General features: G+C 68.5%; 30 protein-coding genes. 1 reads left to right on the top strand and 29 read right to left on the bottom strand.

The window, feature by feature from the left end:
* Positions 1 to 10: 10 nt before the first annotated feature.
* The 25 genes from CLM62_RS12890 to CLM62_RS12770 form a co-directional block, all read right to left on the bottom strand.
* Positions 11 to 3469 (bottom strand): cell envelope integrity protein TolA, encoded by a 3459-nt coding sequence (locus CLM62_RS12890; RefSeq protein WP_095749971.1) that lies wholly within the window; start codon positions 3467 to 3469, stop codon positions 11 to 13.
* Positions 3469 to 3600 (bottom strand): hypothetical protein, encoded by a 132-nt coding sequence (locus CLM62_RS51440; RefSeq protein ID WP_257003820.1) that lies wholly within the window; start codon positions 3598 to 3600, stop codon positions 3469 to 3471. The genes CLM62_RS12890 and CLM62_RS51440 overlap by 1 nt, the downstream gene beginning before the upstream one ends.
* A 14-nt stretch (positions 3601 to 3614) precedes the next feature.
* On the bottom strand, positions 3615 to 4064 hold the full coding sequence (locus CLM62_RS12885; RefSeq protein ID WP_095749970.1) for a hypothetical protein: 450 nt from the start codon (positions 4062 to 4064) through the stop codon (positions 3615 to 3617).
* 8 nt (positions 4065 to 4072) lie between these two features.
* A complete protein-coding gene (locus CLM62_RS12880) occupies positions 4073 to 4582 on the bottom strand; it encodes a hypothetical protein (RefSeq protein WP_095749969.1) in 510 nt (169 codons plus the stop codon).
* 7 nt (positions 4583 to 4589) lie between these two features.
* Positions 4590 to 5576 carry a phage tail tube protein gene (locus CLM62_RS12875; protein ID WP_095749968.1) on the bottom strand — a complete coding sequence of 329 codons (987 nt, stop codon included), beginning with the start codon at positions 5574 to 5576 and terminating at the stop codon, positions 4590 to 4592.
* A gap of 3 nt (positions 5577 to 5579) precedes the next feature.
* Entirely contained in the window at positions 5580 to 5807 is a 228-nt protein-coding gene (locus CLM62_RS12870) for a hypothetical protein (protein ID WP_095749967.1), read from the bottom strand.
* A 25-nt stretch (positions 5808 to 5832) separates the two neighbouring features.
* Entirely contained in the window at positions 5833 to 6297 is a 465-nt protein-coding gene (locus CLM62_RS12865) for a hypothetical protein (RefSeq protein ID WP_095749966.1), read from the bottom strand.
* Positions 6298 to 7140 carry a hypothetical protein gene (locus tag CLM62_RS12860; protein ID WP_095749965.1) on the bottom strand — a complete coding sequence of 281 codons (843 nt, stop codon included), beginning with the start codon at positions 7138 to 7140 and terminating at the stop codon, positions 6298 to 6300.
* 1 nt (position 7141) lies between these two features.
* A complete protein-coding gene (locus CLM62_RS12855) occupies positions 7142 to 7804 on the bottom strand; it encodes a hypothetical protein (RefSeq protein WP_143659045.1) in 663 nt (220 codons plus the stop codon).
* The gene (locus CLM62_RS49310; RefSeq protein WP_143659044.1) at positions 7805 to 8116 is read right to left on the bottom strand and encodes a hypothetical protein; all 312 of its coding nucleotides are present in this window, start codon (positions 8114 to 8116) and stop codon (positions 7805 to 7807) included.
* Entirely contained in the window at positions 8116 to 8385 is a 270-nt protein-coding gene (locus CLM62_RS12845) for a hypothetical protein (RefSeq protein WP_095749962.1), read from the bottom strand. The genes CLM62_RS49310 and CLM62_RS12845 overlap by 1 nt, the downstream gene beginning before the upstream one ends.
* Before the next feature lie 10 nt (positions 8386 to 8395).
* Positions 8396 to 8809, bottom strand: coding sequence for a hypothetical protein (locus CLM62_RS12840; RefSeq protein ID WP_095749961.1), 414 nt, complete (start codon positions 8807 to 8809; stop codon positions 8396 to 8398).
* Between the two features lie 54 nt (positions 8810 to 8863).
* A complete protein-coding gene (locus CLM62_RS12835) occupies positions 8864 to 10138 on the bottom strand; it encodes a phage major capsid protein (RefSeq protein WP_095749960.1) in 1275 nt (424 codons plus the stop codon).
* On the bottom strand, positions 10135 to 11340 hold the full coding sequence (locus CLM62_RS12830) for an HK97 family phage prohead protease (RefSeq protein ID WP_095749959.1): 1206 nt from the start codon (positions 11338 to 11340) through the stop codon (positions 10135 to 10137). The genes CLM62_RS12835 and CLM62_RS12830 overlap by 4 nt, the downstream gene beginning before the upstream one ends.
* Positions 11340 to 12767 carry a phage portal protein gene (locus CLM62_RS12825; RefSeq protein WP_095749958.1) on the bottom strand — a complete coding sequence of 476 codons (1428 nt, stop codon included), beginning with the start codon at positions 12765 to 12767 and terminating at the stop codon, positions 11340 to 11342. Before CLM62_RS12825 ends, CLM62_RS12830 begins: the two co-directional genes overlap by 1 nt.
* Before the next feature lie 9 nt (positions 12768 to 12776).
* Positions 12777 to 13034, bottom strand: a complete 258-nt coding sequence (locus CLM62_RS12820; protein ID WP_095749957.1) for a hypothetical protein — start codon at positions 13032 to 13034, stop codon at positions 12777 to 12779.
* The gene (locus CLM62_RS12815; RefSeq protein ID WP_095749956.1) at positions 13031 to 13264 is read right to left on the bottom strand and encodes a hypothetical protein; all 234 of its coding nucleotides are present in this window, start codon (positions 13262 to 13264) and stop codon (positions 13031 to 13033) included. The genes CLM62_RS12820 and CLM62_RS12815 overlap by 4 nt, the downstream gene beginning before the upstream one ends.
* 11 nt (positions 13265 to 13275) lie before the next feature.
* Positions 13276 to 14757: a terminase gene (locus CLM62_RS12810; RefSeq protein ID WP_095749955.1), complete on the bottom strand. Its 1482-nt coding sequence runs from the start codon at positions 14755 to 14757 to the stop codon at positions 13276 to 13278.
* Positions 14750 to 15025, bottom strand: a complete 276-nt coding sequence (locus tag CLM62_RS12805) for a hypothetical protein (protein ID WP_257003819.1) — start codon at positions 15023 to 15025, stop codon at positions 14750 to 14752. The genes CLM62_RS12810 and CLM62_RS12805 overlap by 8 nt, the downstream gene beginning before the upstream one ends.
* Positions 15026 to 15346: 321 nt before the next feature.
* Positions 15347 to 15790 (bottom strand): hypothetical protein, encoded by a 444-nt coding sequence (locus CLM62_RS12800; protein WP_095749953.1) that lies wholly within the window; start codon positions 15788 to 15790, stop codon positions 15347 to 15349.
* A gap of 197 nt (positions 15791 to 15987) precedes the next feature.
* Positions 15988 to 16203, bottom strand: a complete 216-nt coding sequence (locus CLM62_RS12790; protein ID WP_095749951.1) for a hypothetical protein — start codon at positions 16201 to 16203, stop codon at positions 15988 to 15990.
* A gap of 2 nt (positions 16204 to 16205) precedes the next feature.
* Positions 16206 to 16496 (bottom strand): HNH endonuclease, encoded by a 291-nt coding sequence (locus CLM62_RS12785; protein ID WP_095749950.1) that lies wholly within the window; start codon positions 16494 to 16496, stop codon positions 16206 to 16208.
* A 23-nt stretch (positions 16497 to 16519) separates the two neighbouring features.
* Complete coding sequence (locus tag CLM62_RS12780; RefSeq protein WP_095749949.1) at positions 16520 to 16996, bottom strand: hypothetical protein; 477 nt, start codon at positions 16994 to 16996, stop codon at positions 16520 to 16522.
* A 112-nt stretch (positions 16997 to 17108) separates the two neighbouring features.
* Positions 17109 to 17321, bottom strand: coding sequence for a DNA-binding protein (locus tag CLM62_RS12775; RefSeq protein WP_095749948.1), 213 nt, complete (start codon positions 17319 to 17321; stop codon positions 17109 to 17111).
* A gap of 127 nt (positions 17322 to 17448) precedes the next feature.
* A complete protein-coding gene (locus CLM62_RS12770; RefSeq protein ID WP_095749947.1) occupies positions 17449 to 18093 on the bottom strand; it encodes a hypothetical protein in 645 nt (214 codons plus the stop codon).
* A 94-nt stretch (positions 18094 to 18187) separates the two neighbouring features.
* On the opposite strand from CLM62_RS12770, the gene CLM62_RS12765 reads away from it, so the two are divergent.
* Complete coding sequence (locus CLM62_RS12765; protein ID WP_143659042.1) at positions 18188 to 18379, top strand: hypothetical protein; 192 nt, start codon at positions 18188 to 18190, stop codon at positions 18377 to 18379.
* Here the strand turns inward: CLM62_RS12765 and CLM62_RS12760 are convergent, their stop codons facing one another.
* The 4 genes from CLM62_RS12760 to CLM62_RS12750 are packed head-to-tail and all read right to left on the bottom strand — an operon-like array spanning position 18380 to position 19452.
* Positions 18380 to 18592: a hypothetical protein gene (locus tag CLM62_RS12760; protein WP_095749945.1), complete on the bottom strand. Its 213-nt coding sequence runs from the start codon at positions 18590 to 18592 to the stop codon at positions 18380 to 18382.
* A 12-nt stretch (positions 18593 to 18604) separates the two neighbouring features.
* Complete coding sequence (locus tag CLM62_RS50005) at positions 18605 to 18775, bottom strand: hypothetical protein (protein ID WP_179382072.1); 171 nt, start codon at positions 18773 to 18775, stop codon at positions 18605 to 18607.
* 11 nt (positions 18776 to 18786) lie between these two features.
* Positions 18787 to 18975, bottom strand: coding sequence for a hypothetical protein (locus tag CLM62_RS12755; protein WP_095749944.1), 189 nt, complete (start codon positions 18973 to 18975; stop codon positions 18787 to 18789).
* Positions 18976 to 18984: 9 nt separating this feature from the next.
* A complete protein-coding gene (locus tag CLM62_RS12750) occupies positions 18985 to 19452 on the bottom strand; it encodes a hypothetical protein (RefSeq protein ID WP_095749943.1) in 468 nt (155 codons plus the stop codon).
* Positions 19453 to 19456: the final 4 nt, after the last annotated feature.

Below are 19456 nucleotides of genomic sequence, written 5' to 3'. Positions count from 1 at the left end.
CCTTTCAGGTTCAGGCGAGACCGAGGTCGCCGCCGCCGTTGGTCCGCTTCAGCTCGAGCAGGGCCTCGCGGGCAGCGCGCGCGAAGCCGAGCGCGTCGACGACCGCGCCGTCGACGTGGATGTGGATATCGCCGCCGCCACGACGCCCAGCGACAACCGCCGCCCGGCTGGCGACCGGGGCAGCGACAGTTCGCCCGGCGATCCGGCCCGCGACGGTGTCCATCGCCTGGTCGATGAACGGCATCCCCTTGATGACGCCGACCGCCACGCCCTTCGTGGTGTTCTCGCCGTCGGGCATCATCTTGGTCGCCGGGCTCTTGATCCCCAGGGCGTTGCGCAGGCTCTTCTGCATGGCCTTGGCGATCTTCTCCATGGCCTTTTCCAGCTCCTTCTCCTGGGAGAGGAGGCCTGTGAGGAATCCCTTGCTGGCGTTCTTGCCGCTGTCGTACATGCGGTCGGCGCCGACTCTGCCGAGGTTCGTGGTGCTCTTGTCGAGCTGTGTCTGCAGGGAGTTGATCTGGTTGAACGTGGCCTTGTCGGCGCCGACGAGCGCCGAGGCGTAGGCGTATCCCGCCTCGGGGCCCATGTTGAGGATCTGCCGTAGCAGTCCCTTGTTGAGGCCCTTCTTGGCGAGGATGTCGATGTACCGGGTGAACGTCCGGATCTGCGACAACTTCGACGCAAGCCCGGCCTTGATGCCACCCGCAGTGACCTGCTCGGGCTCCATCCCCAAGTTGCCGAGACCGGCGCTCTCGCGCGCCGACGAGGTGAGTTCACCGGCGTACTTCTTCGCCGTGGCGATCGTCGCCGCAACCTTGTCCCGCTTCGCCGCCAGGGCGAGGAGCTTCTTCGTCTCCCGGTTGACCATCGCGACCAGGCGGTTGTCCTTGCTGCCGTCGAACGCCTTCCAGATGTCGGCAGCGAGATCCTTGGCCGTGGCCTTGATCTTGGCCTGCGATCCGGTCAGGCCGACGATCATGCCCTTGCCGACGTCGGCCATCAACGCCTTCGTCTTCTTCGACGGAGACGAGATCTGCAACTCCTCGCTGATACCGGCCGTGACCGAGGCCGCCATGATGCGGGCGGCGCCCTGCACCAGGGAGGTGGAGCCCTTCAGCCCTGCGGCCAGCCCCCGCCCGGCGTCCATGCCGGCGCCCGCCGTCCCGCCGGACCCCGTGGAGCCGCTCGCGAGGCCGCCGGAGTTGATCGCCTTGAGCAGCGGCAGGTGCTCTCGGGTTCGGCGGGCGTTGACGACGAACTCGTTCTTCGACAGCCACGGCGCATACACGTCGTCGGACGTCTCGGTACCGGGTCCGTCGACGAGGCCGCCGCGCGCGTAGCCGCGGTACTTGAAGCCGGAGGCCGACCCGGTGTAGAGGCCGCCCGTGGCACCGTAGTTGCGGTTGTTCCTCCCCGCAGTGGCCCCGACGTTGATGGTGTGGCGGACGGTGTAGATGTCCACGCTCTTGCCGCGGATCGCGTCGATCGCCCGCTGAATCGCCCGCGCCTGCGCGCTCGCCCGGTCCCGCAGCGACCCCGTGACGGTCTTGTCCTTCAGCTCGCCGAGCTTCCGCTTCGCCGCGTCGACCTTGGCCTGGAGGTCCCTGATGGTGGCCTTGAGCGCGGCCTGCTTCTCCGGCGGCAGGCTCTTCATCTTCGCCTTGGCAGCCTCGATCTGGGACTGCCAGTTGTTGATGTTCAGCTTCAGCTTGCCCGCAGCCAGCTTCGGCGCGGACGAAGCCGCGAAGTCGCTGGCCTTCTTCTCGGCCGTAGACAAGCCGTTGAGGAAGCCTTCCTTGAACCGGTCGAAGTCCCGGTTCGCAGCCTTCAGTTTGTCGCCGATGCCGGGGACCCAGCCGAACGCCTTGGCCCCGCCGGACACGATGGCGTCGAGCGCAGTCAGCACGCCGGTCGCCGCCAGCCGGAACCCGCCGATGATCGTAGGGGCGGCAGTAATCGCGGCGCTGGTCATGTCGATCATCGCGACGCCGAACACCCGGGCCGCTTCCAGGACGGCGACCTTGTTGTCGGCGACCCAGAGGTTCAACCTCTGCAGCGGGCCGACCGCCCTGTCTACGGACTCGCCGATCGGCAGGAACGCCGAGGCGATCCCCAGGCCGGCGTCCTTCAGCGTCGGCCCGACGATCGCTCCGACGTCGCGGATTGTCTTCAGCCCGAAGCCAACATCCTTGATCACCGGGCGCAGCACTACGAGGACACCGCGCAGGCCATCCATGGCACCCGCCGCCAGGTCGCCGCCCACCTTGAAGGTCTCGCCGAAGAGCGGGCCGAGGGTGCGGCCCGCCTCGCCGCCCAGCCGGCCGATCCCGCCGAGCAGGCTGTTGACCGAGTCGAACAGCCCGTCGAGCATCTGGGCCGTACCAGGGATTCCGGTCTTCAGCCCGTCGAACATGTCGGGCAGCCCCTTGCTGAGCAGGCCGCCGATGCCGTCGCTGAAAGACTTCAGGGTCGGCCCGGAGGCGGCGCCGAAGTCGAGGAGGCTTCGGGTGAACGGGCCCATGGCGGAGGTCATGTCCCGCATGAACTGGGTGCCGAGTTTCAGGTTCGTCTGCAGGTCATCCTGAAAGCCGCTGTCTTTGAGCAGGCGGCCGACGCCTTCGGCTGCCTCACCGAACATCGCGCCCATCTCGGTCGCATTCTTGCCGAGGATCTTCACCGCCGGGGCGGCGTCCTTCAACGCCCGGGTAAAGCCGGGGAGCATCGCCTTCTGGACGTCCTTGCCGACGCCGGCGAACTCCTTCTTCATCCCGACGAGTTCCTCGGTGAAGGAACGCGCCTCGGGAGACAGCTTCTTGAGAGCCTCGGCGTACTCCTCCTTGCCCTTGCCCGCCGCCTCCATCGCATCGCCCACACCGGCGAAGCCCAACTTGAGGGTGACAGCGGCAAGGGCACCGCCGGCCATCATCGGCACCAGCGCGCCGAGCGCAGGCAGCAGCGACACACCGGCCGCAGCAGCCACGCCCAGCATGACGCCACTGAGCCCGCCGCCGGAACTGCCCAGGGCTCCGGCAGCATTCCCGCCCGCCGAAGCCACATCGCCGAGGCGGCGCGCCACCACGGGCATTCCCCCCGCCATGGCCTGAGCGGCATTCGACGCCGAGACGAACCGGCCGCGCAGATCGTGCAGCCGGCCGTTCGCGTCAGTGGTGAACGTGGCGACACCGCGCTGCGCCTGGACGCTGGCGTCGGCGACGCCGAGAAGCCGCCGGGCCGCCGCCACCATGCGGGTGCCCATACCGTCCGCGGAGTCTCCCGCCGACGTGAACCGGCTCTGCAGATCCCGAAGCCGGGTGTTGGTGTCGCCGGTGAACTGGCGCATTGCCCGGGCGCCGCCCTCGCTGGCGTCGGCCAGGCGACGGTGCAGGCGGGCCGCCGAGTCGCCGGCCGAGTTCAGAACGCGGGTCAGCCGGTCGTCGCCGTCGAGGACGAACCGCATCCGGTCGGCCATCACTCACCCCCTGACTGGGCGGCCCGGAGCCGAGCCTCGTGGTTGTCGATCCAGGCGGTGAGGTTGTCGAAGCGTTCCTCGGTGAGGGCGTCGACGTCGTCCGGGCTGTAGTGCAGGTAGAGCCCGAACAAGGGCAGGTAGGTCTCTACTCGCTCGGTGAAGCTGGGCTCTCCTGCTCCGGGGCGGGGGCCGGGTCTTTTGGGGCCGTCACGTCGGCGATGGCGGCGTCTGCGTCCTCGCGGTTGAAGGCGCTGTCACGCAGTTCGTCCCACGCGTCGGCGAGATCGTCAGGGTTGGCGCGGTACTTCTCGAGGAGGGCCTCGGCGTACCCCTTGACCTCACGGGCGTCGAGGCGCGCCCGCAGCTCGCCCTCCCACGGGTCGAAGTCGCCGTAGCGCAAGCCGGGTTCGGTCCGCTTCCTGATGACCCAGGCGACGGTACGCAGGGCGTTGATCTCGCCCTCGCTGACCGCATCCTTGATCTCGGACCAGCGGCCGGGCAAGGTCCGTTCGACGATCTGGATCTCGGAGGCGCGCAGCTTGCCCGCATCGAAGTGCTGCTCGGTCTCGCCCTCCGGCGCGTAAATGATGATCACGGATGCTCCTATTCGAGGCGGCGCCGGACGTCGTCGAGGACACGGGCCACCTCACGTTCCATGCGGGGTGTGTGGCGGCGGACGGTCGTGTCCCACCACGGGGGTGAGGCGTACTGGTTGGTCCAGCGGCGGCGGTTGCCGAAGACGGGGTGGCGGATGCGGCCCTCGTTGATGACCTTGGGCATGTTCTTCAGGTCGGGCGGCAGGCGGCCCTTGTCGACCCAGACGGTGGCGCCCGGGTTGCCGCCGGTGCGGACGCTGATCCGGATCGCGTCGGCGATCGTCGCCCGCAGCGGGCGCGTGGTCGGAGACGGCCCGCCGCGCTTGCCGGTACCACGCCCCTGGCTGCGGATGTTCAGGCCGCGCATCGTGGACTGCAGATCGTCGCGCAGCGGTTCGGCGGCGCGGCGGATGCGGCGCTGCATGCTGGAGCGGATGTTCTCCCCGCCGGCAGCCCGCAGTCTCCGCTGGAGTTCGAGCAGGCTGCCGGTGTTGAGGATCCGCACATCGCGGGTCATGCCAGGCTCACAGGGAGACGTCGGTCGAGATGTACTCGATGCGCGGCATGTTCGTGCCGTCGTACAGGCCGGTGTAGTTGAAGGTGGGCTTGACGACGCCGAAGCCGTCGACGACCGGCGGGCCCTCGTCGAGCTTGACCGCGGGAAGGGTGATCCGGAACGTCTCGAAGAAGGTCGCGGCGATGAGCGGGCCGACGAACTCCCACACCAGGCTGGTCGCGCCATCGGAGGTGTGCAGGTCGTCCAGCGTCGTCGCGACGTAGTCCGACTCAAGGCTGCCCGTGATCTTGACGAGGTCGTTGCTGATGGGTTCCTTTTTCAGCGACGACTGGTTCGCGTAGAACCGCTCGACGTCCTGCGGCCTCTCAATCTTGCAGGTCACCTTGCGGATGCCGTCGAGAGCAGCCTCCGCGCCGAAGGTGCCGGTCTTCAGCGCCATCTGCCCGAAGTGGAACGGGCTCATGTTGGAGTACGACGCGACCGCCAGGGCCTGGCTCTCGTCGCAGTCCTTGCCGTCGATCTCGATCGTGCTGGTGAGCATCTCGCCCACGCCGCACGAGAACTCACCCGACGTGATCTTGCAGCCGACGAACGTCTTGTCCGTGACCGTCCCGGTGGTGAGCGGCACGCCCTTCTGGATCGTCAACGACTTGCCCGCCGTGTCGGCCAGCGTGTGCGTCTGCAGGTGGGCCGTCGTCGCGCCCTGCTGCACCGGCGTCACCGACGTGCCCATGAGGGCCTGCAGCAGCAGACCCATGCCCTTGTTGGTGACCTCGAGGTCGATGGAGCCCTGGACTTCCTTACGGGTGAGCACCCGCCGCGACGACAGCGCCAGCAGGCGCCCGGCCGCGATGCCTGCCGACTGTGCCGTCGTCTTCTTCAGCTGCAGTGACTCCTTGGTGAACTCCATGAACTTGCTCGGCGCCACGAACGTGCCGTAAGTCGACTCGGCCGCGATGCCCAGCTGGGCGCCGAGGCCAGATCCGATCGCCATGGATCAGCCCTCCGTCTTCTGCGCCGACTTGGCCGCGGTCTTCTTGAGCGGCGCCGACGCCGCCTTCTCGTCCTTCGGCTCTTCGACCGGCTCCCAGTTGCTGGTCTGGCAGACGTAGCCGTCGAACCGCTCATCCGGCACCTCGACGACCTCGTCCGGCTCGACGACCCGCTCGGGGCCGAGCTCGGGCACGGTCACCGGTTCCGAGCCCAGAAAGCGCACACGCGCCATGGGTAACTCCTCGTGATGTGGTTGGTCAGATACGAGCTCGGCAGGCCACAGTGAACGCCAGCCCGGCAAGGCTGCCGTCAGCCTGAACCTGCTGCAGGCTGCCAGTCGTCAGCTCCGCCCACAGCACCGCGCCATTCAGCGTCGGCGCGGTCGGCGCGGCATCGGTAGCCCTGAGCGCGTCCTCGACGGCGGCCACCAGGGCGAACACCTCCGTGCGGCGCGCGGCCATGTCCGTGTCGCCCGAGCGGGCTTCCGCATAGCAGACGATGTCGAACTCCTCGTCACGGCGCCGCGCCCCGGCATAGGCGAACTCCTGCCGCAGGCCGACCGCCGCCTCGGCGCCCGGCTGCCAGCCGACATGGATCCGCTTCAGGTTGGACAGATCTGTCGTCGGCGGACCATCCACAACGTCTACTGCGGACAGGGCGGAAGCCGCCCGCAGGATCGACAGCAGAGCATCGACGGCAGCTGGCACCCGAGAGGTCGCCATCTACGCCACCCCCGGAGGCAGGCGGTGCGGCTCCAGCAACTGCAGCGCCCGGTTCGGAATCGCGTACCCGAAGCCGGGGACCGGCTCGGTGACCGCGTAGTCCTCGCCGCCACCGATGCCCGGAAGAGCGCGACTGGCCCCGTACTGGGTACGCCACAAATGCTGAAGGATCAGCTTCCCGGCGTGAGTTAGGTTCGCAGGGATCACTATCCGGCCAGGCACATACGTGGCCCGCAGTGGCCCGTACAGGCGCCCGCCATCCTTGCGGCGCACGACGCCCGTGCTTCCGTCGACGTCAAGGTCGGCGACCGTGTAGCCGGTGCCCCCGTCCAGCACAGCCAGCATTGATGTCAGTGAGATCACTGGAGTCTTCCGCAGGGCGATGACACGCGCCCCAGACACCGGCAGGTAGTCGTGGACCTCAACGACCGTGCGGCGCACGCATGCCCCGGTGAGGTGCTCAATGCCTGCCGTCACCGACTCGATCCATCCCCGCAGCTCATCATCGTGCGTCGTCGTCGATGAGGGGATGTTGAGATGGGCCTTGGTGTCGGCGAGCGAAATGATCCCCGGTGGTGCCGCCTCACGGACGTCGAAACTGTCCGTGTAAGCGCCAGCGTTGACACCGGTCGCGACCCACCGCACGACGTGCCGGCCAGCCTGCACCGTCGTGTAGTCGTAGGTGTAGGTGCCGGTCGACGCCGGGGTCACTGGGCTGACGCTGACCGTGGTCGCGTCCGGCAGGGTGATGGTCACCGCCATCGATCCGGCGTTCGCCAGCGTACCGGTGGAGTCCTTCACCGTAGTGCCGAGCGGCACGACAGCCCCGAGATCGAACGGCATGTCACCCTCCGCTCAGCGTCGATGTGGTCCGGGCCAGTGGCGACAGGCCGGCACCCGTTCGCGACGGGGCGCCGATCCGCGCCGGGCGCACGATGTTGAACTGGTCGAACTCGGCGAAGTCAGAGGGACCCGCGTCACGGTGCGCTTCCACCAGGAACGACAGGTTGGACTGCGACACCCACGCTGGCGAGGCCGCGGTACGGCGCACCGTCCACGTGAGACCGTCCACGCTGGTCTCCCAGCGCATCGTCCCGGCGTCCTCACGCAACCGCAGCCAGGCGTGGTCGATGGCGCTGTAGGTGAGAAACACGGCAGCCCCGTCCGCGTACCCGACCCGCAGATACAACCCAATGGCGGCCTGTGCCGGATCGACAATGAAGCCGGCGTCGGTGCCGCCCACATCGGACAGCACCAGCACCGACATAGCCGCCGACGTCGCACCCCCACCCGCCGCAGGCGGGAACACTTTCAGGGCGATCTGCGACCAGGCCAGGGAGTAGCTGCTCGCCGACCGGCATCCCGCATACCCGGTCGTACACGGCACCCTGGCCCGGCCGCCAGCCTCCGACGGATCCCCGTAGGACTGCGACCACTTCACGGGGTCGAGCACACCGTCGTTGAAATCGTCCGTCAGCATCCCGAATGCGGGCATCAGCGCCTCCACTCAGGAGTTGGCGCCGCCCTTGTCTGCGGCAGGCCGTCGGGCCTTGTTGGAACGCGGCGTCCGCTGCTTCGGCTCCGCCTCAGGCTCATTCTCGGCCAGCTCCGCTTCCTCGGCCTGCTCCGCCTCAGGCTCCACCTTCGGCTCGTCGAGCAGGCCATAACGGGCCGCCTGGTCACGGGGAATCCTCATCCCTGGCGTGCAGAACAGCCGCCAAGCATCCGGATCCCCTTCCGGCACCACACGCGTCGCATCCCGGGTGAGATACAGCCGACGGTCGGCCACCACAGGGCCGCCAGTGTCTGCCACCGCCATCACCCCGTCGACAGGTACGTGACGATCAGCTTGCTGCCGGTCGTCGCCGTACCACCCGTGTTGTTGACCGTGTTCGCCGCAGAGATCGTGAACTCAGCGGTCAGGTCGGTGACATCGGTGACATCCACGCCACCGCCGACTGCGCGCAGCACGCTCACCAACTGATCCCGCGTCTTGACGCCGGTGACCGTAACGTTCCCGGCCGCAGCACCAGCCACGACCGCCTGAGTGAACGCGTCACGCGGGATGGCTCCCTCAATGATCGCCATACCGGCCTCCTTAGTCGGGCAGCTCGACGTAGAACAGGACGACGTCGAAGGCGCCCGCCGTCAGCGCCGCCGTCGCTACGGTCGCTTGGATCTTCCGTGCGGCCGTCGTCTTGACCGTGGTCGCACCGGTGAAGACGGGAACCACGCTCTTGCGACCGGTCGTCGACCATGGTGCGCCGGAGACTGCGGCGGCGGCGACGATGTCCCCAGCGCCCTCCACCTTGACCGCCACCGTTGCCGCGCCGCCCGACGTCACGGCCGTGTCCACCTCGACGAAGCCGCCGAGGATGACCGCCTTGTTGGGGAGCTGGGCGCTGCTGGTGAGGTCGATGTCACCGGCCGCACCACCGTCCACCGCGAAGTCGTACCGGCCGCGCACCGCCTTCAGGTCCGTGGCGCGCGGGTATCCACCCGTGTAGGGCATTACTTCCTCCTTGGATGCAGGAGGGGAGAGCTGGGCGCTCCCCCCTCACGGCGGTCACAGACCGGTGACCTCGCAGAACGCGGACGGGCGGTAGTGGATGACGGCACAACGGATGTCAGCGCGCACGGCGAGCTTGCCGCGGACGAAGAAGTCGCCGTGCGAGTTGCTGACCTGCACGTCGATGCCGCGCCGGACAGCCAGCTCGGAGAAGTTGGTGTAGTCGCCCAGCAGCGCCTTCGTCGACGGCGCTGCGGTGGTCTCCACGACAGGCACGCCCCAGATAGTGGCCGGGCCCGGCGTGCTGGGGTGGCCCCAGATGTAGATGCCGTCGGCGGTGCGCAGCAGCCGCACCGGCTCCCACTTCTCCGGGGTGATGAACACGACGCTCGGCTCCGCGAAGCCGGTGTCTCGGATGCGGCGCATGCCCTTGTACAGGGCATCCGGCACCGGATCGGCACCCTTCGCCTGTGACAGGATGCCCGACACGTTCTCCGTGCCGAGTAGATTCGGCGCAGTGCCGGAACCGCGCAGGATCTGCAGATCGAGCCGCTGCCGGATCATGAACGGCAGACGGTTCTGCACGTAGGACTCCGCCCGCGGCTCATCCTCGAACGTCTCGTCCGTCACCGGCAGAAACACCGGGATCTTCCGAACCTGGACGGACTTCTCCTCCAGGCCGAGGGCCGCCTCAGGGAACTGGTCCCCCTCGGCGGTCTCCGCCGCCGTGTTCGTGAACGTCGTCTCCTCCATGTAGACCACCGCGGCCTGCATGGTGGTGGTCTGCGGGACCAGGTCCGCGACGCGCGGCGCCGGCCGGGTCGGGAACATCTCGATCCGGCCCGTGCGGGTCGTCTCGGGATCCCATGAGCCGGTGGAGAACAGGCTCTTGAGCTCGATGTCGATGCTCGCCTGCGGGCCGCCGCCCGCCCCGCGCGCAAACTGCTTGAATGCAGGCGACTCGACGAACAGGCGCCCGAAGGACTCCCCGCCCGCCTTCTTCTCCGCGGACTTCCCGGTGCCCTTGCGGTCGTTCGGCTCCGAGCCCGGCTCACCCCCCTCCCCGCGCTTGGCGACCGCAGCGGCGCGGGCGACGACCAGAAGTTCGTCGACTTTGCTCTTACGCTGGTCGATCTCCGCGTTGAGGGTGCGGATGTGGTCGACCTTGGCGTGGGTGTCGCCCGCGATGGACTTCACCCGGGTCATGTCGTAGTCGGGCCCGGCCTCGTCGAAGATCTTCGCAAGTTCGTCCCGCTTCGCGTCGAGGCCCTTCTTCGCCTCGACCAGCGCGGGAAACTCGACGATCCTTTCGGCGTCCAGTGTCGCCGTCATCGTTCTGCTCCTTCGTGCAGACGAGCGAGTCCGGCCAGGAAGACAGAAGCGAGTTCCTCGTCACTGACCGTGCCCGCAGGTGGGGTGGTAAGCAGGGCGTTCAGGCGCTTGAGGTCGTCACCGATCCAGTCCAGGACTTCGGTGTTGCCTCGGGAGAGCGTCTTGCCCTTCTCTGCACGCAGGGCGGCCACCCTGGACGCGCTTTCGATCGCCCCCGACACATAGGTGAGGGCTTCGACCAGTTCCTCGTTGAGGGTCTGGCCTTTCGCAAGCCCGGCGCTGCGGTCCCGCAGCGCCGGGGGTTCCCGGTCGGCGTCACGCAGGTGCGCCGCCAGGTGGTTGTAGACGGCCTTACGGTCCGCCTCGGGAATGTCCGCGCCACCGCGCGCCCCGTTCAGAGCCGCAATGCCGGCCAGGCATGCCCGAGCGTTAGCCGGGCCACCCACGCCGTGGTGGTGCGGAAACTTGTAGGACGACTTCACTTCCGGATCGCCGTCCGGGTCGATCCATGCGAACACCGATCGCAGTTGGGACGGGCGGGCGTCCTCGGGCAGTGCGGCAACCATGCCGGGCGCATCCCACGCCCGGGAAACCACCTCGGCCTCATGGCGCGGAATGCCCCGCTTCACCGCGGGCGCTGGCGCCGTTCCGGGCGTCGCCGACTCCAGAAGGTTCCAGTCCTGGGCCTGCACGGCAGCCTTGACCGACTCAGGCGTGTATCCGGCATCCGCCAGGTCGCGGCCCTTCGCCGACAGCGTGCGCGTACCGATCCCGGCACCGAGCAGCACCGGCGAGACTTCGTGCACCGTGACACGGTCCAGGTAGCGGACCTGCTGCCCCTTCTCCTCGCCGAAGCTGAACTCGTTGATGTCGAAGCCGTATGACCACTCCTGGAGCCCGGCCTCCGACAGCTCCCTGACGGTCTCGAACGTGTCACGACCATGGGTGGTGTTCATGAAGAACTGGCCCTCAAGGATGGCCTTCTTGCCCTTGATCCGGATGACTCCCTTGCCAACCGGAAGCAGGCCGTCCCACGACTTGTGACCGTAGGCGCTGATCCGCACAGGGGCCCCGTCAGTGAAGGCACCATCGCGGGTGAAGTCCCCGTCGTGGTCGCGGACGCCGAGCGTCGCGAACACTGCGGTAACCTCCCCCTTCGATTCGTCCTTGATCTCGACCCCGCGCAGGGTCTTGGTGTCCATCACTGCCCCTCCTCGGCGTCATCCGAGTCATCTGGTGAACCGCCTGAAGCGGTAGGTCTTCCGAACTGGTCAACGCCGGGCCGCTGGAGCTGCACGCTGTAAAGACCGGTATGAGCAAGGAGGCTCCAGTCCTCCGCCTGCACAGCGGCGACAACGCTCGCCGGGGTGTAGCCCGCATCGGTGAGCTGCCGGATCGTAGAGGCCTGCTCCCGCTGGATCTCCGCCGCGTCCTTGCGGTCCTCACGCAGGAACGCGATGTCGCGGCCGTCGTACCAGAGCTGCGCCCCCGTCGGCGCCGGCACGAGCACCTGCAGCGCCGCAGAGGCCTGCCTCCACAATGGGCGGATCGTGCCGTCCGCGAAACGGCGCCTGGCCGCACCGAAGTTGCCCGCGTTCAGCGCGCTGCCCTGCAAGCCCTCAGAGAAGCCCACCCACGACGGCGGCACACCGGCTGCCGAGGCAATCCGGGACTCGCCCTTGCCCTGCGTCTGCGAAAACTCCAACTGCCGGAAGTCGAACGTCAGCGGTGTGACGTCCGCCCCGCCCCCCAAGAACAAGGTCTTGAAAGCGTTGTCCACGCCCTGATGGGAGGCCTTGAACCGGGTGACGAACTGGTCGAACAGCTCCGGTGTCGTCTCCCGCGCGAACTTCACCACCATCGACGGCGTCGCCGCATTCCGGAACACCGCATCCTTGTGCGACGTCGCCGAGTTGTCCGACTGGATCTCCCGCAGGACCGGCGTCAACCACGACATCCCACGGAATCGGGCAGCCGGGTCAGGGATCGGCGAGAAGTGCGCCACCTCATCCGGCAGCAGCAGCACCGCACTACTGGCCCCCGTCGGCGGGCCGGCGCCAGCCATCGACAGCGGCCTCGGCTCGTAGAGGTAGCCGACAACCTTCGTATCCAGCGCGTAAGGATCGCCTGAATGCGAGGCCAGGACGAGTGTCACCCAATCCGGGCGCATACGCACCACACGCCGCCCAGGACCCGTCGCCTGCTTCCCGAACCGGCCCTCATCGTCGGCGGTCGTAGCGTAGAAGTTCCCCGCCAGATCCGCGTCCTGCACCATGCGGACGAGGAGTTCTCCCGTCGTGCCGCCCGGCCACGGCTGCTCCAGCAGCGCAAGATCCTGCGTCCCGAACAGGTCCCCCGGGCGGCCGTTCCTGACCTGCCTCCACGTCAGCCGGGCTTCGGAGAACACCATCTGGCGGGCCAGCATGCACGCGAACACCGGGCCGTTGCGCTTGTAGGCTCCCTCGACGTAGCCCTCGAATTCGTTCTCAATCCGCTCACGGTCCGGCAGCACCGACGGCAGCAGAGCCGAACGCAGATTGTCCAACGACCAGACCAACGGCTGCGAGAACGCCTTCTGGCCACGCGCCGGAGCCCGAGCGGCGGCGATCTTCTCCAGCAGCTTCGCCATCGCGTTCGCCTACCAATCGCCGTCGTCGGGCTCGTAACCGGCGATCCAGAAACCGACGCGCTCACGCATACGGCGGACAGCGTCCAGGAAGCCCCAGCGCCAACGCCGGTACAGCGAAGGTCGCGGAGGGGTCGGGGGCGGCTCCATGCCCTCGGGCAACGGCAGCCCAGCGTCAAGCAGCTGCTGCGCCGTGATGGGCACGAAGGCCCCTACGCGCTTCACCGCGCCGAGCCGGTCGAAGTCTTCGGCGTCCAGGAATTCGCTCACCGCACCGGCTCCTCACCCGCTGGACGCCGGGCCATGCCCTCTTGCCAGCCGATTCGCACCGCAGCGAACGTCCACGTCAGCACCGCCCACGCCACCGTGCACACCTTCGCCGCCACCCAGCCCAGCCCGAACAGCGCCCCGGCCAGCAGCGTCAACACCACCGGACCGAACCGGATCTCCCGCGCATCCGCCGAAATCCGCGCCACCGGCACCCGCTCAAGAACAGCCACCGCAACCCTCCCTAGCCCCAGGCCACAAGTGGCGCCGCCGGACTCTCCGACTCCTGCAACTCGACCGACAGACCCCAGCGGGCCAGCGTCACCGCCACCAGCGGGCTGATATCCACGCCCTCACCGCGGCGGGCCCACGCCCACGCCTCACCCAGATCTCGCTTCCGCGCGCCCGCCAGCGCCGTCGCAAGCGGTGCCTGGTCCAGGTGAACGATCTCGCCAGCCGCTACCGCGTCGTAGAACTGGCCCGTAGCCTGCGCGATCTCGCGAACCTTCGGCTTCACCACCTCAACCCCGAGCGCGGCCTCCAGATTGTCGATGAGCGACCCTGCCGGGCTGCCCGCATCCACCACCCAGCAGCGGGGAGACCAGCGCTCGTGCAGATCCTTCGCCCGCTCCACCACCCAGCCCGTCCCAGGCCGGTTGTCGACGACCTCAACGTGCACGGCCGATCCGTTCGCGGCGGCCACGCAAATCGAGGCATGCGACCGGTCCGGCGTCACATCGATCGCGAAGCACACCGGATCGGCCGGCTGGCTGTCGCCGTCAGCCAGGGCCCGCCAGGCGTCCTCACCGATCACCTGCCACGTGTCCGAACCATCCGACGGATACGTGCCCGCACCCAGCCGCTCACGAGCGAACAGCGCATCCCCTAGGGTCAGGCGCTCGTTCTTGCACTTCTCCAACGTCAGCCGGTACCCGACCGCAGGGTTCGATTTCAATACCGACTCCGCCGCGGCCACATCGTCGTGCTCCGTGCAGTCACGCGGGCACTCGTCACGATGCTCGTTGATCGACCACTCAAAGTAGGCGAGCGTCGGATCCGGTATGCCCGCCTCCAGTGCCTCAAGCGTGCGCCGCCGCAGCCGGCCAAGCTGCACGGACTGGTGGCCGATCCCTGCGCTGCCCAGGTACCAGGTTTGCGGGTTGGCCACTGCGGCCAGCGTCGGCGCCAGCGCCCCCATCGCGTCATCGCCGAGGATCATGTCCTCGTCGAGGATGATGCAGTCCGCCGTGAAGCCGCGGCCCGAGCCACCGCTCCTGGCGATGAAACGGAGTAGCTGCCCGTTGTGCAGCTCGATGCCTTCCTCGCCGACAGTCTGCCAATACCGCTTGACCCGTTTATGCAGATCAGGGCAGGACCGGATGAGGCGTTCGATGCGCTTGAACGCGTTCTTCGCCGTCTTGAACTCGTGCGCCGAGTGCAGGATCAGCTGCTCGCCGCCGACGAACAGGCCCCACAACTCGCGGGCCTCGATGATGCCGCCCTTGCCGTTCTGGCGTGGGACGTTCACCGCCACCTCGGGGGCCGCCCAGTTGCCGTCGGCTCGCTCCCCCATCCCCTGGTCGAGAACGAACTGCTGCCACGGATCCAGCCTCAGCCCCGCGCGGGCCGCCAACTCGACGGCCTCCTCGCCCGCGCTCGACAGGGCGAGGCCGGGCACCGTGAAGATGCGGGGCCGCTGATTGCCGTAGACGGTGCCGTCACTCACCGGCTGTCTGCTGCTGGAGGGCGGCTCGACGCTCTGCTCGCTTGCGACCAACGTCATCGACGGCATCCCCCTTCACCTCAACGGGCGCCAGCTTGCGCAGGTCGGCCATGATCGAGCGGAGCTTGTCGGCGACGACGGCCTTGGCGGTGGGGGCGTCAGAGTCGTCGATCGCCTGAGCGAGATCGCGGGCGACGGCCGCCATGCCGGGCGATGTCTCATCGGCGTGGAGATCTTCAAGTTCGGCGGCGATCTTGTCAGCGACGTCCATGATCACCCCCGACGGTGACGGAACGTCACATCACGCTGAGTGACGGCCGCTAAAACAGTAGAACCGGGTTCACGCGAATTGATCTTTCAAAATCGCCGCGCAAAAAATCGGGCGAGAAGGGCGTTTGGGTCGCCCGGTCCTCCGAATTTCACGATGGACTCGGGCCCCCCTCCCACGCGGTCCGATCGCCCGCCGACCGGGCCCGTCCCCCGGCCGAGCCCTGGCCAGTCACCGTATGCACTCCCTCTGGCTGCTCTGCCGGGGGAGACGGTGCGGCGGCGTCGCAAGGGCACATGGCCGGCGTCGCCCTGGGCGAGTCGGTCACCAGCTTCGCGACGCCTGCCGTGTGACTCGGTGTTCGCTGCGCTGCTTGGCCTGCCGTGCGTACCAGCGCGTCGCCACAGCCTGTAGTCCTGGCGCGCGCATGTCCCTGACCCGCTGCATCACGATGTCCTTGCCCGGGTCCACCGCCACCACCTCGGCACCGTGACTCCGGTAGCGGGCCAGCCACTTGGCGCTGGGCATGGTGTGGATCAGGTACACGTCGACCTCGTCGAGGTGCTTCACGGCCTCGTCGATGGCGGCGTACCGGGCGCGGTGAGCGACCTTCATGGCGATGGGGTGCTGGGACCAGGCGGGGGCGCCGGGGCCCATCAGGGCCTGGGTGATGCGGTCCAGGTCGATGACGATGTCCGAGGGCCGGGCGCGCGCATCGATCCAGCTGGACTTGCCTGCGGCCGGCGGGCCGGTGACGACGTACAGCACGGTGCGTCACCTCGCCGTCGGGGGCAGCTCCGTCACGTAGCGCGCCGCGTGGCTGGCAACGTGCTCGCGCACGGGGTCGAGATCCACGGAGACCTCAACCTCGGTCCTGCTGCGGTGTCGGGCACGCACAGGGAACTCCACGGACTCGTGGCACTCGGGGCACTGAGCCGTTCCCGTGGTGTCGCCTGATGCCATGGTCACCACCACTCTCGTTCGATCACCTCGGCGCCGTGCAGCGGGTCACCGGGCTGCTGATCGACAAGCAGGGCGCCGAGCGACACGGCGATCGTGCACACGTTCAGTTCATCAGGGTGGTGCAGGCAGAGGAAGCCGCCGGGGAACTCAGCGCCTCCCCATGTGCGGCCGTCGGCCAGGCGCAGGATGAACGGAACGGCGCGGGCGGGCACGGCCATGGTCACCACTTCCGTGAGGCGCGGACTGGCTGGCGCTTGGCGTCGGTGCGGTTGCCGCGGGCGCTGTTGCAGCGGCGGTGCGCGCTGCGGGCGTTGGCCGGGTTGAGGAGGTTGCCGCCGCGTGAGAGGGGGACGGCGTGGTCGAGGGTGAAGGCGTCGCGGTGACGGCCTGCGAGGGGGCCGGTGATGTCGTAGCGGATGGGTTCGCCGCACCACCAGCAGGGGAGGCCAAGGGCGCGCTGCTGCTCGCAGAGGCGGCGGTAGGGGCGCCCGTTGCGCGGGTTGCCGACCACGGGCGCCACCTCCTGTACTGCGGTCAGGATGCGGGGGTAGCGCCCTGGTCGATCAGCTCGTCGGTGACGGTGTCGATGGCGGCGTCGAGTTCGGCGTCGGACATGTGGCCGCAGGCGTTGTAGCCGGGGGTGGCGTCGATGCTTTCGGAGGCGTCGAGGAGTTCGCTCTCGATCCAGGCCCGGCATTCGTCTGTGAGCCCGGCGGGCTCGGTGGCCTCGGTGGGGCTGGGTAGGGCGCTCTCGATGCTCTTGCCGAGCTGCTCGGTCATGAGCTCGCCGGTGATCTGCTCCAGTTTCTTGGTGCTGATCCCGACGCAAGTGATGGGCTGCTTGCCTTCGGGTGCGTCGTCGCCCTTAGCGATGGCGTCTTCGAGCTGCGTGGCGAGGGCCTTCTTGCAGGCTGGTTCGTCGGCGAAGGCGCCGTCGTCGCCGCCGGAACAGCCGGCCGTGAAGGCGGCGAGGGCAAGCAGGACGGCGGGCAGGGCTGTACGGGTGCGCATGGTCCCCCCAAGGACGCGGTGGAGCTGAGGGGGCATCATGCGCTGCGTGGAGGCCGCATGGGGGCTGTGTGGCCGTGTTGTGACGTCCGGAGCCGGTCGGGCGGCAGGGCGTTCAGGCGGCCTTGGGTGCGCGTTGCGGCAGTGGTGGCGGGTCGCCGAGATGGACTTCGCCGAACTCGTCAACTGTCTTGCCCGGCAGTTCGCGCACGTCGTAGCGGCCGTTGTGGCTGGTGATGCGTCCTTCGGATGCCCAGCGCCAGATGGTTCCGACGCGGCGGCCGGTGTACCAGGCGGCGTCTTGGGCTGAGATGAGGGCGAGGGGCATCGTTCACCCCCTGGGGTATGACTGAGGCCCACCGGTTGGGGTGGGCCTCAAGGCGCACGAAGGCTAGTTGAGCAGATCATGACTTCGGTGCAGGTGAACTGTCAAGTTGTGGTTAAGGGTTTTGGGCTCAGGCAGCCCTGGATGCGAGGGGCAGGTCGAGGATCTGGGTTCGCGCGTACTGGGTGTCGCAGCCGTAGCAGCGGGCGCCGGGGGTGGAGACGGTGACGCGGAGTGTCGCTCCGCAGGGGCAGGCGACGGCGATAGGCCGCTCCTTGCGTTCCCCGGTGACCTGCCGCTCGCACTGCCGGACCAGGGCGACGACTTCGACGGAGAACTCCCAGAACGCCGGGTGGTTGCTGGCCGCCCATTCAAGGTTCATCCGCAGCGCCCGCACCGCGTCGTCCAACTGCTGCTGCAGACCGCCGTTCCAGCGCGGATACCGCCAGCCCAGCAACTCGTGCCAGTCGACGAGCCACGTCTGCAGCACGGTGACGACGCCACCGCGGGACATCAGCGACAACGGTTCGAGGCGGAGCGGGAGGGGTGCGGTGCGGGAGGTCGACACGATCGTCCCGTCGCCGCCCCGGCCGGGCGTGAGGACGGTGGCGAGGCGGGCGTACAGGCCGTCGAGTCCGAGGAGTTGCCGGAGGGCCTGGTCGGCTCGCTCCTGGCAGGGGCGGCAGGCGACGCGCCCGAGTTCGTCCTGCCGGAGTTGCCGGCCGCAGCCGCAGGTGGGCCACTGGTAGTCGGCGAGCGGGGGCTGGTCGTGCACGGCGGCTCCTCGGTGCGGCGGGGCTGCTGGTGACGCTGGGTTAATTGTGCACCAGAGGGTTGACAACGCCGGGCCGATGGCACTGGCGCCGCGCATGCATGTCGCAGTCCAGGCGGACACCGAGCAGGAATGCGCGGCCGGACTCCGGCTCCTCGAACAGCTCGGACTGCAACCCGCCATGCTGCCGAGGCTGCTGTCCGACAACCGATGGATGGCACGGGCCGTACCCGCGACGAAGGCCCGGACCGAGGACGGTGACGGTCGGGGCCCTGGCGTGTCCGGCTGATCAGGCGGCAGCCTTCTCGCGGATGTCCCAGACGAGGCCGAGGTCGTCGACTTCGAGGACGGTGCCACAGCAGCCGCACGTGTACTCGATGTGGTCGCGGCTGGTGTCCTTCCTCCCCATTTCGTCGCTACAGCAGGTGGGTGCGTCGTCGCGGCCGATCTCATCGGCGATGCGCGGCGTCATGCCGTAGATCGTCGGTTCGGTACGGCACATGGCGGGGTTCTCCTACAGGTAGTTGCGGGCGTCGGTCGCCCACGGGTCGGTGATGTCGGTGAGGGGTCCGAAGTCGGCGGCGCTGATGGAGGGTGTTTCGCCTTCGGGGTTGTCGGCTTCGCGGCAGGCGGCGTTGCAGTACGGGTAGCCGCCCGGGGCACCGCACAGGATGCACTCGTTCACGGGTTCTCCCATCAGCGGTCGAGATGCCGGGTCACGACAGCGCCGCCGACGATGGCGATCACGAGGTAGACCCCCAGCCCGATGAGCATGCGGCCGGTGCTGGGATCTCCGGGCAGGGCGATCAGAACGAGGGCGATCAGGCCCAGGATGAGCGGCGCGAGGATCGTGTACATCCAGTACAGGGAGTGGTAGCGCTCCATCGGGTTCTCCTACTGCTGGTTGGTGGTTTTGGCCCACACGCCGCGGGTGCTGCTGTGGGTGTGGCGCTGGTAGACAGGCCCGCTGTAGTGCTGGTGGATCTCGGCGGGTGCGGCCTCCCCGGCACGCCGGATGAGCCGGGCGATGGCGAGGATCGGCACGGCGATCGCCGCGGGAGCGGCGCAGATCATGCCGATGACGGTCGGGTTGGCGTGCTCAGAGGCGACGAGGATCGCGGTGGCGACGAGCCCGGGCGGCACGGTGGCGAGGCTGCAGTACATGACCGCCCGAGTGACCTCGGTGGTACGCGCGGACATCGGGGGGATGCCGTCTTGCGCGGCGGGAGGGGCGCTGCCGTAGGCGGGAAGCGGGCTCTCATCGCGGTAGCGAGTCGGCATGGCCTCGGCCAGTGCCTCCTCGACGGCGATGGCGAGCTTGGTGACTTCTGCCCGGTCGGTGGGCTCAGGCTGTGTGGGCATGATC

This window comes from Streptomyces sp. SA15, from assembly GCF_002291145.1.
GTDB lineage: Bacteria > Actinomycetota > Actinomycetes > Streptomycetales > Streptomycetaceae > Streptomyces.
Note: the sequence above shows the minus strand (reverse complement) of the source record. Positions and strands in the feature narration are given on the sequence as shown.

Coding starts and splice junctions, on each gene's coding strand:
- CLM62_RS12825 (WP_095749958.1), bottom strand. CDS start 12,767: ATGGCGAAGCTGCTGGAGAAGATCGCCGCCGCTCGGGCTCCGGCGCGT.
- CLM62_RS12875 (WP_095749968.1), bottom strand. CDS start 5,576: ATGGCGATCGGATCTGGCCTCGGCGCCCAGCTGGGCATCGCGGCCGAG.
- CLM62_RS12760 (WP_095749945.1), bottom strand. CDS start 18,592: ATGTGCCGTACCGAACCGACGATCTACGGCATGACGCCGCGCATCGCC.
- CLM62_RS12755 (WP_095749944.1), bottom strand. CDS start 18,975: ATGGAGCGCTACCACTCCCTGTACTGGATGTACACGATCCTCGCGCCG.
- CLM62_RS12765 (WP_143659042.1), top strand. CDS start 18,188: ATGCATGTCGCAGTCCAGGCGGACACCGAGCAGGAATGCGCGGCCGGA.
- CLM62_RS12865 (WP_095749966.1), bottom strand. CDS start 6,297: ATGGCGACCTCTCGGGTGCCAGCTGCCGTCGATGCTCTGCTGTCGATC.
- CLM62_RS12880 (WP_095749969.1), bottom strand. CDS start 4,582: ATGACCCGCGATGTGCGGATCCTCAACACCGGCAGCCTGCTCGAACTC.
- CLM62_RS49310 (WP_143659044.1), bottom strand. CDS start 8,116: ATGGCGGTGGCAGACACTGGCGGCCCTGTGGTGGCCGACCGTCGGCTG.
- CLM62_RS12750 (WP_095749943.1), bottom strand. CDS start 19,452: ATGCCCACACAGCCTGAGCCCACCGACCGGGCAGAAGTCACCAAGCTC.
- CLM62_RS12890 (WP_095749971.1), bottom strand. CDS start 3,469: ATGGCCGACCGGATGCGGTTCGTCCTCGACGGCGACGACCGGCTGACC.
- CLM62_RS12775 (WP_095749948.1), bottom strand. CDS start 17,321: ATGCCCCTCGCCCTCATCTCAGCCCAAGACGCCGCCTGGTACACCGGC.
- CLM62_RS12870 (WP_095749967.1), bottom strand. CDS start 5,807: ATGGCGCGTGTGCGCTTTCTGGGCTCGGAACCGGTGACCGTGCCCGAG.
- CLM62_RS12830 (WP_095749959.1), bottom strand. CDS start 11,340: ATGGACACCAAGACCCTGCGCGGGGTCGAGATCAAGGACGAATCGAAG.
- CLM62_RS12805 (WP_257003819.1), bottom strand. CDS start 15,025: ATGGACGTCGCTGACAAGATCGCCGCCGAACTTGAAGATCTCCACGCC.
- CLM62_RS12840 (WP_095749961.1), bottom strand. CDS start 8,809: ATGCCCTACACGGGTGGATACCCGCGCGCCACGGACCTGAAGGCGGTG.
- CLM62_RS12845 (WP_095749962.1), bottom strand. CDS start 8,385: ATGGCGATCATTGAGGGAGCCATCCCGCGTGACGCGTTCACTCAGGCG.
- CLM62_RS12780 (WP_095749949.1), bottom strand. CDS start 16,996: ATGCGCACCCGTACAGCCCTGCCCGCCGTCCTGCTTGCCCTCGCCGCC.
- CLM62_RS12790 (WP_095749951.1), bottom strand. CDS start 16,203: ATGGCCGTGCCCGCCCGCGCCGTTCCGTTCATCCTGCGCCTGGCCGAC.
- CLM62_RS12860 (WP_095749965.1), bottom strand. CDS start 7,140: ATGCCGTTCGATCTCGGGGCTGTCGTGCCGCTCGGCACTACGGTGAAG.
- CLM62_RS12835 (WP_095749960.1), bottom strand. CDS start 10,138: ATGACGGCGACACTGGACGCCGAAAGGATCGTCGAGTTTCCCGCGCTG.